Raw genomic sequence first — 12,048 nt, forward strand, 5'->3', positions numbered from 1 at the left:
CGGTTCGCACCGAGCCGACGGTAGCCGTCATTCATCCCATGACCAAGCATCATGTCACCGCCTTTGGCAAAACGAGTTCGTCATGACAATACAACAGCAGGCGACAAAGTTGAAACCCAGGCTTGGGTATAAAATCAGGAGAAGCGATAGGCTTCTGACTGCAGGTCGTTTGATATCATGGTTCGACCCGCTGGCGCTGATGCTCTATCTGATGTTTTGCCTGCTCATTTTGTTGCCGCTGCTTTTGGTACTGGGGCAGGCTGTCATGCCCGGCATTTTCCAGTTGCCGGTGGCAGATTTTTCTTTTTCGCTTGAGCCTTTTACGCGTGCTTTCAGTCGTAGCCGGGTGGTGATGACCCTGCTGCATTCTCTGGAACTGTCGGCGGCAGGTGCGCTATCGGCAACGATGCTGGGGGGCATATTTGCTGTTTTATTACAGCGCATTGCCGTGCCGCAGCGGCGTTTTCTTGCGATCGTTCCGTGGGTTGTGTTTATGACGCCGTCTTATCTCAAGGGGCTGGCCTGGGTGCTTTTGTTGTCGCCAGAAGGCTATCTCATCCAGCTTGGTTTGGTAACACACGAGGGGGCAAACGCCTTTTTTAGCCTGCCGGGTCTCATTGTCGTGCAGGCGCTTGGCCTGTTTCCGCTGCCGGCCTTTATCATCGGCGGGGCTTTGCGCGGCCTGGGCGGGGAATATCAGGATGCTGCACGCATGGCCGGTGCCAGTGGCTGGCGTATCTGGACGCGGATCAACCTGCCGCTGCTTTTGCCAGCCATTGCGCTGAGCCTGATCGCCAGCTTTGCCGAGATGCTGTCCGATTTTGGCATGGCGACAACCATAGCCCGCTCTGCCCGGTTTGAGCTGTTGACCTATGGCATTTACACCGCCGCCAGCGATTATCCTGTGGATTTTCCTCTGGCGGGAACATTGGCCTTGATGCTCCTGGCCCTGGTCATGATGGCGGTGCTGGCTGACCGGCTTTTGCGCCGCAGGCAGGATCCGAAACTGATTTCCGGCCGCTCTCGCCCGGCCCGCCTCTATCAGGGGCGCTGGCGCTGGCTGGCTTTTGCCATCACAGTGCTCATCCTGTTTTTCTCTGCCGTCTTGCCTCTAGTGGCAATTGTCTTGCGGGCTCTGACCGCAACCCTTGCCGGTGGGTTAAGCCCTGCCAACTTTACGCTTGCCCATCTGAAAGCCGTACTCACCCCAACTAGCCAGACCGATATGGCGCTTATGAGGAGCCTTGTTTATGCGAGCATCACGGCGGGGATCGCCAGCCTTGCGGCGCTGTTTCTGGCCGTAGCAGTTGACCGGTCGCGTAACGTGCTGCGCCCGCTGGTGCTGACCATATCGCTCGGAGCGGTTGCTGTGCCGGGCATCGTGCTGGCCTTTGGTTATATCCTCCTATGGAACCGCCTGCCTGTATTCCGTGACTGGCCTTTTCCCCATTATGGTGATGCCTCACTGTTGATCACCGGCTATGTCGCTGCGGCGCTGCCCTACTGTCTCGTGCTGATACTGGCGGCCATTGGTCAGCTTTCGCCGGGACTTGGCGATGCTGCCCGCCTCGCTGGCGCCAATCGCTGGCAACGGCTTTTCGGCATTACCTTTCCGCTGGTTTTCCTGTCTATAGCCACCGCCTTTATCTTCACCTTCATTCGCACCGTGTTCGAGCTGCCGATGTCCCAGCTTCTGGTGCCGCAAACCGGGCCGCCTATGCCCCCTCTGGCAGTTGGCTTGTTTGACCATGATCAGGATGGTTTGGGATCTGCACTATCTCTTTTGACCATACTGATTGCGGGGGTTCTTGCCGGAGCTATGTGGTTCATTTCCCGCAGTTTCGCTCCAAATGGCGCATCTCTTCCCGGAGTGAAATCATGACTGCCACATTGCAATGCCGTCAGATCAGCAAATCGCTCGGCGGTCTAAAAGTGCTGAATGCGCTTGATCTCACCGTACAGCCGGGTGAGGTGGTGTCGCTACTGGGTGCGTCCGGTTCTGGCAAAACCACGCTGTTGCGGGCCATTGCCGGGCTGCAAGACCCAGACGATGGAGAAATCAGCCTGAATGATCGGGTGATCTGGAGCCGCAGGCTAAAAGTGCCCGCAGAACAACGCCGCATTGGAATGGTGTTTCAGGATTATGCACTCTGGCCACATATGACCGTTACCGACAATCTGGCTTTCGGGCTAAAGGCGGCCCGACTGCCCGCCAAAGAGATTACCCTGCGTATCGATCATGCTCTGGAGGTCACCCGGCTTTTGGCTTTTGGCAACCGTTATCCCGGAGAACTTTCCGGAGGGCAGCAACAGCGGGTTGCCATAGCCCGCCTGATGGCGCAGCGCCCGGCACTGATGCTGTTTGACGAGCCACTTTCCAATCTTGATGCAGCCTTGCGTGAAGATCTGCGCAGCGAAATGATGCAGCTTGTTCGTCACGAAGGCGCAACTGTGATTTACGTCACCCATGATCAGTCCGAGGCCATGGCGGTGTCGGATCGCATCGCGGTGATGCGCAAGGGCGAAATTGCCCAGCTCGATACACCTGAACGGATTTATGAAGCCCCGGCCAATGCCTGGGTTGCCGCCTTTATCGGCGGGTTCTCACTGGTTCCGGGCGAAGCGTTAGAGGGATATTTTCGTATAGAGGGCACCGAAGGTCCTGCCTTGACTGCGAAAGGCCGGGTTTGCGGCAAGGCTGTGCTAGTGGTGCGCCCGGAAGATATAAAACCAGCGGACGTCCATCCGCAAAACCAGCTGAATGCCACCGTTCTGACCCGCGCCTATCAGGGGCGCTGCTGGCGGCTGGAGCTGAAGCTTGGTCAGCACCGCATTCGCATCGATTGGCCGGAAGGCCCGATGCCTGGAACCGAATTGCCAATCTCGCTGCCGCCGGATCGCTTGCTCCTGCTGCCCCCGCCGCAGGAATGATCGGGATATTATAACAAAAAACAAAAGGATACGTTATGGAACATTTTACTGCCATGGGCACGACGGTTACGGCTTCCTTTCTCGCCTCGCTGGTCGAGGTGGTGGAAGCCTTTACCATTGTGCTGGCCGTCGGGATCACCCAGAGCTGGCGCTCCGCTTTTATCGGCTCGGCTACAGCGTTTATTGCCCTTGCTATGATTGTCATTGTTTTCGGTCCGCTGCTGACGATGGTTCCGCTACACAGCCTGCAATATGTGGTGGGTGTCCTGCTGATGCTGTTTGGCATGCGCTGGCTGCGCAAGGCGATTTTACGCGCCTCTGGCTATATTGCCCTGCATGACGAGGAAAAAGCATTTGCCAAGGAGACGGAACTTCTGTCACAACAGAGGGCCGATGTGCGCGCCGCCTATCTTGGAGGTCTTGCTGCCTTCAAGGCCGTGCTTCTCGAAGGGGTAGAAGTCATCTTCATCGTCATCGCCGTTGGGGCTGCTCATCAGGCTACGCTTTACGCCGCTTATGGGGCGCTGGCTGCTTTAATTGTGGTGCTGGCCGTGGGCCTGATGGTCTATAAACCGCTAGCCAAGGTGCCGGAAAACACACTGAAATTTATCGTTGGCCTCATGCTGACCAGCTTCGGCATTTTCTGGACCGGGGAAGGGCTAGGCGTGGATTGGCCGGGGGCCGATCTGATGCTGTTCGGCTTTTTTGTCATTCTCGCGCTTTTCTCGCTGATCACCGTGCGGACTCTGCGCACCCGAAACAAAAACTTTCAAGGAGTTGCATGATGAAAGCGATCCATGCTGTTTTTGCAGAGCTTTTCAGCCTATTTGTCGATGATGGTATGCTGGCTGCGCTCACCCTCATTCTTATCGCCATTGCAACAGCGCTCACAACGGTGATGCAAGCGCCGACATGGACCGGCGGGGCATTGCTGTTTTTCGGTGTGATTGCCATTCTCGCTGAAAGCGTTTTACGCGCCTCGCGAAAGAAAAAGCCGTAATACCAAAGATGACTGATAAGAACTCATTCAACAGGATCGATTTTGGTTTCCGGCTAACATTACAGTTGCACATTTTTCAGACTTCTGGATCGATGTGTCGCCATGATTCGGAGGTCATGGATGGCGGGACTATCAATTGAAGCAACGCTTGAACTGTGGGCGTCGTAATTGCGGGCAGTGAAGGCGCGCATCCGTCCGTTGTTCACGCAGGTATTGCCAAGTTGTTTAAGGCATGCGTTTCAGGTATCGAGGCACGATGAAATTGCCGAGCGCTTTTCCCCGTCTGAAGGGTTTTCGTTTTCCACGTGAGATCGTCGCTTATGCGGTTTGGGCCTACCATCGCTTTGCCCTGAGCACGGCCGATGTGGAGGATCTGCTCGCGGAGCGCGGCGTGATCGTCAGCCGGGAGACCGTTCGTCTTTGGATCAATCGTTTTGGCCGCCATTTTGCCACCTGCATTCGCCGAGACCGGCCAAAGCCGAATGACAAGTGGCACATGGATGAGGCTGTCATTGTGATCGGCGGCAAGAAATTCTGGCTCTGGCGGGCAATCGACGCTGACGGCGATGTACTCGACATTCTGGTTCAGCCACGTCGCAACACCAAGGCCGCCAAGCGCTTCTTCTCCAGGCTGGTCAGGCAATTTGGCGAGCCGCGCGTCGTCGTGACGGACAAGCTCGGCAGCTACGTCAAGCCGATACAGGCCATCGCGCCGGATNCGATGTACTCGACATTCTGGTTCAGCCACGTCGCAACACCAAGGCCGCCAAGCGCTTCTTCTCCAGGCTGGTCAGGCAATTTGGCGAGCCGCGCGTCGTCGTGACGGACAAGCTCGGCAGCTACGTCAAGCCGATACAGGCCATCGCGCCGGATGCCGATCATCGGGCTCACAAGGGCCTGAACAACAGAATTGAAAATTCGCATCGCCAGACACGGAAACGCGAGAAGATCATGGGGCGTTTCAAATCACCTCGCCAGGCGCAACGCTTTCTGTCAGTCCACGACCAGATCAACTCGATCTTCCGCCCACGCCGCTACAATCTCTCAGCCATTTCATACCGCCACGCACGGATTGACGCATTCGGCCTGTGGGCCGAGTACACCGCTGAAATGGTCGCATAAAATACTCGCACCGTGGTGGCGCGCGACCAGCCTTGAACAACGTGGCAATATCCTAGAAACCTCTTGCATCACGGGCGGCAACCACAGAAGAATCATGGCTACGCTCCGCTACATCGGGAGCGGAATTTCCACCGTCGTGGTCAACAGCTAGTTAACCAAAAAGAATTTCCGACAAGCCCCTCAGACCTTTGAGCCGTGACGGGAGCGCTCCGCGATGCTGGAAAGATCGACTTTCTTGCCCGCCACATCCGCAACGATCTTCAACGTGCCACCGAGGGATTCGACATAGTCGCGCAGGGTCGACAGCTTCATATCGGCGCGCTTCTCCAGTCTTGAGACGTTGGTCTGCTTGAAACCGGTCCCGGCGGACACGTCTTCCTGCGTCCGTCCGGCGAGTGCTCGCAGTTCACGCAGATTGTGCGCCGTGACGAGCTCGTCGGCTCGCTTTGCTACAGCGCGTTGTTCATCCTCAGGCAGCGTCTGTATCAACTTATCGAGATCATCCATGTCTCTTCTCCAACTGGCTCACACCGCTCTTCGCACCACCACAAAGGACAACGGCCTTTCGCTCCGGATCGAAGGCAAAGGCAAACCGCCATTGAACCTTCAACACCTTGACGCGCAGCTCTTTCATGTTCGCGTGCCTGGACCCCTCAAGGGTGTCGACCTCAGGTCGTCCCAGTCGAAAGCCTCTTTCGCGCAGCAGCACCAGATGCGCGAGCAATTCGACCCGAACATCGGCTGGAAGGTCTGTGATCTCGCCTTTGAAACGGTCATGAAACACGACCTTCCATTCCGTCATTTCATATCCTGAGTGATATAGATACTTTGGGATATATAGCCCATATCTCCCTTCAGGGCAATACTGGCCGTTTCCTTCGGAAACGCGGACAAATGATCATTATCCAAGGAATCAAAGCTGAAATTGGGCCTTTTGCGACGGCACCTTCTCCGGCCATCTGTCACGAGTTCCTCCCACCCCCTACCGCGATCGCTCCATCGGAGTTCCCCGCGTTTCAGGGCTTCAAGCCGGCGCTCCGATGTGGGGAAATGGCCGCGGGGGCAGCCAATGATGCGACGTGCGAATGCCTCGATGAGGAAGGCGACGTTGACGAAACCTTGTCAGGTAGAAACATACGTAAAATCGACGTTGTTGCAGCAATGCTGAAGTTACTGATATCAGGCGACTGTTTTTGGTCACAGGGTATTTTGGATGCCGCATAAGTTTAATGAAGACCGTCGGCACAAGATACCGAGGCAGAAATTCAAGGTCACGAACTGGGCTGCATATAATGAGAGCCTTCGCCGACGCGGTGATTTGACCGTCTGGATAAGCGATGAAGTGCTTTGTCTATGGTCGGCCTCTCGCCGCACATCTCGAGGCGGCCAGCCGAAATATTCAGACCTTGCGATTACGATGTGTCTGACGTTGCGAATTGCCTTCGGCTTGCCTCTTCGCCAAACTCAAGGCCTGATGCGCAGTGTCGTAATGCTGATGGGCGTGGATATTGCCGTTCCTGATTTCTCAACCCTGTCACGCCGCAGCACAGGTTTAACTTTACCGCCTTTGCGACGGCAAGCGGCGTCCAACCGTGAACCGGCTCATCTGGTAATGGACAGCACAGGTTTGAAGGTCTTCGGTGAGGGCGAATGGCTTGAAAACAAGCACAAAATCAAAATGAAACGCAAGAGATGGCGCAAGCTTCACCTTGGGCTTGATCTTGTCAGCGGAGACATCATATGCTCACAACTGACCACGGACGATGTTGGTGATCCCACGGCCTTGCCTGATCTTCTGGACCAGATTCAAACCCCGGTTTCAAGGTTTCTCGCCGATGGTGCCTATGACGGAGCGCCAACGCGAGAGTTTCTTGCTGAGCGCCTTGGCGAAATCGTCGAGGTCGTCATCCCGCCTCCCAGAACAGCAGTTTCAAGCCCGCAATCGGGACAGAGCCCGACGGTACGCGATCGTCATATCGCCGAAATTAATACCAAGGGCCGCATCGCCTGGCAGAAATCCACCGGCTACAATCAGCGCAGCCGGATCGAAACCCAGATGGGTCGTTGGAAGACTGTGATCGGGCAAAAACTCAGAGCACGGGCATTTCCAAATCAGAAGACTGAAGTAAAGATCGGCGTCCGCGTCCTCAACCGGATGACCAAACTCGGCCGCCCGGAATTCAGGCGTGTCGCATGAAAAATCCAAAGGGTAGGGTTTTCTCGGCCGGAATCTGATCGCTGCAACAACGCTACGCCACCCCGTCCGCCCTTGTTCCTGAAACCAAGCGAGGCGGAAGGTGGAAGCTGGAAGATCGTCGAAAGGGTTGACCTTGGCGGAAGGCTCCCGATTGACGGGATCGCCGACATCGCAGCGCTGGGCGAAGCGCTCCATTCCATCATCGGCTATGATGATCCAGACCGCGACCGAGACAAGCGGCTGGCCGACGCATCGTCTATCCTGACGCGCTGGGACGTCATCGGCTTTAAAGGGGACGACGCGCTTATCGCTAGTGACAGACTGGCCACTTGGCGCCGCGGCCGATGGCCGGCGGCCAGCAGCATTGCTGAAGTGCCTGTCACAGCCCCCCTAGCCAATCAGCTTCTCAAGGGCCGTATTGATATGTTGGTCGAGACCGGAGGTGATTTCGCTATTATCGACCATAAGAGCTTTCCCGGTCGTTTCGAGCTTTGGGAAGAACGAGCCGTTGGCCACGCGCCGCAGCTTGCTGCCTATGCAGGCGCGGTGGAATCAATCACCGGACGACGCTGCTCGGAACTCTGGATACACATGCCGATTGTTGGCGCGCTGTTTCGACTTGGTCAGAACTGAAGGAGGTGACGAGAGCACCGTCTGCTTGACTTTATCCAGGCCCGTCGGGCGCTGCGCCGGAACTGCGGTCGCAGAGCACCGTGGTTCAATGTTGAGCTATCGATTATTGCCACGGGTCCGATCACCGATTGCCCAGGTTCCGGATAAGAGCTCCTGATGGAGGTTTACGTCTTCACGCCAGAGCTGGTTCTTGAGGCGATAGTAGGTGCGACAGAGCGCAACGATCTTCTCGCCGGCACCAAGCCGCACCGGTACCGAAATTTCCGTGATGCCGCTATAAACTGTTTTGGTGAAGCCGGAACTGGATAGCAAGAAACTTCCTTCGACTTCTTTTGACAGAGTCACCTTAATCAATTTCTTGAGATGCCCCGAACCCGGCCGCTGATCAGTCCAGTGCTTGACCTCGACCAAGAATACGCGCCGTTTCCCTCCCTCTGATATAGTAAGTTCCAAATCGAACCCACCGTCTTTGGACGATCTCGTTTTTCTGGCGCCAAAACCCATGCCCTCAAAGGCTTCGCGGAGAACTGCCTCAACCTCCCACCACTGTAATTTGGCGAGCGCTTGAGGATATCGCGCCACCAAGTCTGCAAGCGATTTCATGGCGCCGCCGACGATCCTCTCGTAGCTTGCGGTAACATCCTCCGGAATTACCTGCTTCGTGACCCAGTTGCGTAAGGCGGCCGGGCCAAATAGATCGATTTCACCAAGACCCATGCTTTCGGCTTCTCGAAGCGTCTCGGCTAGAAACCCCGCCCTGGAAATCACCATGGCCCGATCGAAATTCGGGGATTGGTTTTTTAAGGCGAAGGCCTGCTGAACACTTTTGATATCCGCAGGCCTTCGTCCAACCCTCACCTCGACGGCGACTGTCTGATTTTTTCCGTCGATCAATCCGCTAAAGTAACAGTCGACACCTTGATCGCCCCCAACGAAGCCAGATTGGGTAACATCGTAGCCGCAGGCGTCGAATATCCTTCTAACAAGCTGCTCAGCATCCTGAGGCGTCAGAGGTTGTTCGCCGTTCTCGAAGCGATCGATAAGTCCCAGCGCAGCGTTTATCTTATCCGCTGTGATGCCGGTCATGGTTCGGGCTCCGGTCAACGGTTGGCTCCTTCGCCTTTGCCATCAAAGTGAAGGCTTGTCCGAGGTTGAGTTGAGATAGGCCTCCAACTCCTGAATGCTGGTCATGACCGACTCAAATTCAGGCGGCGTCCCAAATATCATGGCGGACATTTTTTCGTAGTCGGCTTCGAGTTTCTTACGCATCTCGGTCGTAGGTACCAGCCGAAAACTACCGGGCACGGCTCGATCATATCGATGGTCCGGTGCGCGAAACATCAGCTCCTTATGCCGGCGGCAAGCCTCGGCGAGGTCGAGCATCGATGCAGTGGCCTTGCCGTAGTCGGGATTCGTCCAAATTTGATGAACATCGTAATAGTGGCGCGAGTATCGATTGAGGTCTGGAACTTTCAGCGCAGGGCTACCCTGCATGCTTCGTTTTTCCGTCATCTCCGTCATTGCGTGAAGGATCAGAACTTTTTCCCAAAAAGTGCGCTCCGGCTTGACGGTCGTTACATTCTGGACGACCAGGTCAGTGCCTTTTCTCATCTCCGAGGCAACGTATGGAATTATCTCTCGCTTCTCGGCCGGAACCGGATCCGGGCGGGCCCCGCCTTCGATACGCACTGCCGCCTCGACATAACCGCCGCTCGTGTCAAAGACGCTTTTGTATCCCAGAACCAGTACATCGAGCGCCTCCTTCTTTCGGTAGAGATCGTATCCGAAATCAAGGGAGAAATGTCCCGATTGCCCGGACTGGGCCTCGACCGCGGCGATTTCCTCATCGAGCAAACGCTTGAGCGGTCCGGACATATAATGGCGTGCTGCCTCGTCCACCTGCTCGGCCAGAGCCTTCTGCTGCTGATTGGCGGAGGGAAGGGCTGCGATATCGGCCTCCAGCGGAACTTTTAGATCTGCTTTGTGGATGCCGATGTCGATGTCTTCGGAGAAACGCTTTATCAGGCCATATGCCTTGCTGAGGCTGGTGCCGCCCTTAAAGTAAAGGCCGATAGCATCGTCCCTGCGCCGGTTGAACAAGAAGTCTAGCACCCAGCAGACGTAGAGATCCTTCTCGATATTCTCGGCCCGCGTCTCCAGGTCGGACGCAGCGGCGGAGAATAGTGCTCTCCGCTCGTCAACGCTTGAGCGAAGGATATCAACGAAACTCTGGCGCATGTTCATCCATTCCCTCGCGGCCCGGCAGAGTGCTTCCGTCTTTCTGGGGCGACGGATCGGCAGTTATGGTCTCCACAGCCTGGTACATCCAGGCTGGGATGGCATGGATGTTCTCGCGCAGATCCTCGATGATCGGCTGCCTGTGGGGGCTTCGTGCCAGGTAGCGGACGATACCATCGACAACTGCCTCCAGATTGGAGCGCTCGTCGCGAAACCAATGGAGGGCCTGGACCACTCGCATTGCCGGCCGGCCCGCCCAAAAAGCGGTCTTTGCCGAAATGCGCTTGAAGTCCAAGATGTAGATAACCGGCTTCGTGGCCTCCGCATCGCCGGCATTGGCCTCGATCTCGATGGTTCGGGGATATGTGTCCGCATAGATTGTAGACCTGGCGGGGACGGCCGTCGTCAGGCCAAGATCATTGGCAGCCGTCATGCCATCGACGCAAACACGAAGCTTGTCACGTCGTGCGATGGCATCGATGAATGAGGCGCGTGGCGGAAACACCATCTTGCCGGTCAGTTGGCTGATAGCTGGCTTGTCGTAAAGACCACGATGAGGGCGGCGGATGTCGCCGCGATTGGTCAGCCTCTGCAGGGCCTTTTCGACGGCATTAGGCGTTGCGATGTCCAAAAAATCGGAACGCGACCAAACGCCCGAAGGCGCCGCACCGGCGATCCTTTGGTGAATGCGTTCCAGAGTGTCCGATGTGGGATCCGGCATAACCATCCTACCTTGTGACCGAAGATTATATACAAATTTTGGTCACTTGCAACAAATCGTTTTCTACTGACCAATTTTTATATTGAAATATCGGTCAGTACGATAGTTACTGGCTGTTACAGGCAACGCTTATAAGAAGCCAAGCGCTGGCAATTAACGTCCGGTCTTGCCCGGCGTTATAACGTCATCAATCAATATTGCGATTGCCTCACGTCCGAGCCCAACGAGGGGACTCCGCGGAAATTCTACAAAAAGCTGACCCAAAAAACTAAGGGGTCCTTCGCATCCAACTGTAGTCCGCCGTCCAGGTTGCATGGTTCCAGCGCCATGGAACCTTCGTCCACAAGAATCGGAGTACGCGAGTGAAAATGGGATTTCCTACAATTACCGCGCGATCTAACTTTAGCACATTGCTAAGGGGGAACAGCGCAAATGAACGCAACAAAAGTGAACCAAGCTGTCGAGGCAGATCCATTGGCGCCTGGGGAACGTGCGCGATCTAATTTCGTTCGTGATATAGTGCAGCGGCGTGAGTGCCCTCCGGTTGATCTAACGATGCGGCCCGGCCCGATCCCAAAACGCATAGTACAGTTCTGGGACGATTTGCAGCGATTGCCCGATGATGTCAGAGCGTGCATGGATTCCTGGAGGCAACTGGAAAGCGCAGGGTTTGAGCTAGAAGTCTTTGATATGATCTCTGCGAGCCAGTTCATTCGGCGTCGGCTAGGGGAGCGATACGAGGACGCTTTCAAGGCCTGCTACCACCCTTCAATGATGTCGGACTACTTCCGTTACGCTTACGTGCTTGTCGAGGGCGGTTTCTACATCGACGCCGACGATGTCTACCATGGCATGCCCATTGATCACCTTTTTGTAGATGGACGATTGAAGCTGCAGCCATTCTGTTACGATATCCCCACGGCTCAAATGGTGCCACCGGCAATATTCACCGAGCCCGGCGCTAATGAGCCGGGATGGATTTTTTACTTCAACACAACGCCTTTGATCGCCCCGCCTAATCATCCAATCGTGGAGAGAGCGTTGTTAAATGCAACTGCATCTCTTGAAGCGCACAAAGAGACCGAGTTGCCTGAGGTTCAGGCGACAACCGGCCCGGGAAATCTCACCCGATCAGTCTTCGAAATCATCAACGAAGGATGCGGCTCTGTTGCGAAAATTCCGATTGGTTGTGAAGAGGCATTGCTA

13 protein-coding genes and 1 pseudogene are annotated in these 12,048 nt (G+C 55.7%); 9 read left to right on the forward strand and 5 right to left on the reverse strand.

Annotated features, from left to right (window positions below; genetic code table 11):
* Positions 1 to 169: 169 nt before the first annotated feature.
* The 5 genes and pseudogenes from NAC44_RS20355 (at position 170) to NAC44_RS21465 (ending at position 5,053) form a co-directional block, all read left to right on the forward strand.
* The gene (locus NAC44_RS20355) at positions 170 to 1,882 is read left to right on the forward strand and encodes an ABC transporter permease (protein ID WP_250943419.1); all 1,713 of its coding nucleotides are present in this window, start codon (positions 170 to 172) and stop codon (positions 1,880 to 1,882) included.
* Positions 1,879 to 2,931, forward strand: a complete 1,053-nt coding sequence (locus tag NAC44_RS20360; RefSeq protein WP_250943421.1) for an ABC transporter ATP-binding protein — start codon at positions 1,879 to 1,881, stop codon at positions 2,929 to 2,931. The genes NAC44_RS20355 and NAC44_RS20360 overlap by 4 nt, the downstream gene beginning before the upstream one ends.
* 35 nt (positions 2,932 to 2,966) lie before the next feature.
* A complete protein-coding gene (locus NAC44_RS20365; RefSeq protein ID WP_250943424.1) occupies positions 2,967 to 3,716 on the forward strand; it encodes a COG4280 domain-containing protein in 750 nt (249 codons plus the stop codon).
* Complete coding sequence (locus tag NAC44_RS20370; protein ID WP_250943426.1) at positions 3,716 to 3,931, forward strand: hypothetical protein; 216 nt, start codon at positions 3,716 to 3,718, stop codon at positions 3,929 to 3,931. Before NAC44_RS20365 ends, NAC44_RS20370 begins: the two co-directional genes overlap by 1 nt.
* Positions 3,932 to 4,187: 256 nt before the next feature.
* A pseudogene (locus NAC44_RS21465) lies at positions 4,188 to 5,053 on the forward strand (IS6 family transposase).
* Positions 5,054 to 5,233: 180 nt separating this feature from the next.
* Here the strand turns inward: NAC44_RS21465 and NAC44_RS20385 are convergent.
* Both NAC44_RS20385 and NAC44_RS20390 read right to left on the reverse strand, forming a co-directional pair.
* Positions 5,234 to 5,560 (reverse strand): helix-turn-helix domain-containing protein, encoded by a 327-nt coding sequence (locus NAC44_RS20385; RefSeq protein WP_250943428.1) that lies wholly within the window; start codon positions 5,558 to 5,560, stop codon positions 5,234 to 5,236.
* Positions 5,553 to 5,855 (reverse strand): type II toxin-antitoxin system RelE/ParE family toxin, encoded by a 303-nt coding sequence (locus NAC44_RS20390; protein ID WP_250943430.1) that lies wholly within the window; start codon positions 5,853 to 5,855, stop codon positions 5,553 to 5,555. The genes NAC44_RS20385 and NAC44_RS20390 overlap by 8 nt, the downstream gene beginning before the upstream one ends.
* Before the next feature lie 92 nt (positions 5,856 to 5,947).
* On the opposite strand from NAC44_RS20390, the gene NAC44_RS20395 reads away from it, so the two are divergent.
* The 3 genes from NAC44_RS20395 (at position 5,948) to NAC44_RS20405 (ending at position 7,883) form a co-directional block, all read left to right on the forward strand.
* Positions 5,948 to 6,277 carry a hypothetical protein gene (locus tag NAC44_RS20395; RefSeq protein WP_250943432.1) on the forward strand — a complete coding sequence of 110 codons (330 nt, stop codon included), beginning with the start codon at positions 5,948 to 5,950 and terminating at the stop codon, positions 6,275 to 6,277.
* Positions 6,267 to 7,250, forward strand: coding sequence for an IS5 family transposase (locus NAC44_RS20400; RefSeq protein ID WP_250943434.1), 984 nt, complete (start codon positions 6,267 to 6,269; stop codon positions 7,248 to 7,250). The genes NAC44_RS20395 and NAC44_RS20400 overlap by 11 nt, the downstream gene beginning before the upstream one ends.
* A gap of 72 nt (positions 7,251 to 7,322) precedes the next feature.
* Positions 7,323 to 7,883 carry a PD-(D/E)XK nuclease family protein gene (locus tag NAC44_RS20405; protein WP_250943435.1) on the forward strand — a complete coding sequence of 187 codons (561 nt, stop codon included), beginning with the start codon at positions 7,323 to 7,325 and terminating at the stop codon, positions 7,881 to 7,883.
* Positions 7,884 to 7,979: 96 nt separating this feature from the next.
* On the opposite strand, the gene NAC44_RS20410 is transcribed toward NAC44_RS20405, so the two are convergent.
* The 3 genes from NAC44_RS20410 to NAC44_RS20420 are packed head-to-tail and all read right to left on the reverse strand — an operon-like array spanning position 7,980 to position 10,842.
* On the reverse strand, positions 7,980 to 8,969 hold the full coding sequence (locus NAC44_RS20410) for a restriction endonuclease (RefSeq protein WP_250943436.1): 990 nt from the start codon (positions 8,967 to 8,969) through the stop codon (positions 7,980 to 7,982).
* A 42-nt stretch (positions 8,970 to 9,011) separates the two neighbouring features.
* Complete coding sequence (locus NAC44_RS20415; protein ID WP_250943440.1) at positions 9,012 to 10,121, reverse strand: nucleotidyl transferase AbiEii/AbiGii toxin family protein; 1,110 nt, start codon at positions 10,119 to 10,121, stop codon at positions 9,012 to 9,014.
* Positions 10,102 to 10,842, reverse strand: a complete 741-nt coding sequence (locus NAC44_RS20420; RefSeq protein WP_250943437.1) for a DUF6088 family protein — start codon at positions 10,840 to 10,842, stop codon at positions 10,102 to 10,104. The genes NAC44_RS20415 and NAC44_RS20420 overlap by 20 nt, the downstream gene beginning before the upstream one ends.
* Before the next feature lie 432 nt (positions 10,843 to 11,274).
* Between NAC44_RS20420 and NAC44_RS20425 the strand changes: the two genes are divergently transcribed.
* Positions 11,275 to 12,048 (forward strand): glycosyltransferase family 32 protein (locus NAC44_RS20425; protein WP_250943438.1); only part of this gene is annotated, 774 nt, incomplete at its 3' end.

The organism is Allorhizobium sonneratiae (assembly GCF_023700755.1).
Lineage (GTDB): Bacteria > Pseudomonadota > Alphaproteobacteria > Rhizobiales > Rhizobiaceae > Allorhizobium > Allorhizobium sonneratiae.

Coding starts and splice junctions, on each gene's coding strand:
- NAC44_RS20365 (WP_250943424.1), top strand. CDS start 2,967: ATGGAACATTTTACTGCCATGGGCACGACGGTTACGGCTTCCTTTCTC.
- NAC44_RS20395 (WP_250943432.1), top strand. CDS start 5,948: ATGATCATTATCCAAGGAATCAAAGCTGAAATTGGGCCTTTTGCGACG.
- NAC44_RS20410 (WP_250943436.1), bottom strand. CDS start 8,969: ATGACCGGCATCACAGCGGATAAGATAAACGCTGCGCTGGGACTTATC.
- NAC44_RS20385 (WP_250943428.1), bottom strand. CDS start 5,560: ATGGATGATCTCGATAAGTTGATACAGACGCTGCCTGAGGATGAACAA.
- NAC44_RS20360 (WP_250943421.1), top strand. CDS start 1,879: ATGACTGCCACATTGCAATGCCGTCAGATCAGCAAATCGCTCGGCGGT.
- NAC44_RS20390 (WP_250943430.1), bottom strand. CDS start 5,855: ATGACGGAATGGAAGGTCGTGTTTCATGACCGTTTCAAAGGCGAGATC.
- NAC44_RS20415 (WP_250943440.1), bottom strand. CDS start 10,121: ATGCGCCAGAGTTTCGTTGATATCCTTCGCTCAAGCGTTGACGAGCGG.
- NAC44_RS20370 (WP_250943426.1), top strand. CDS start 3,716: ATGAAAGCGATCCATGCTGTTTTTGCAGAGCTTTTCAGCCTATTTGTC.
- NAC44_RS20400 (WP_250943434.1), top strand. CDS start 6,267: ATGCCGCATAAGTTTAATGAAGACCGTCGGCACAAGATACCGAGGCAG.
- NAC44_RS20420 (WP_250943437.1), bottom strand. CDS start 10,842: ATGCCGGATCCCACATCGGACACTCTGGAACGCATTCACCAAAGGATC.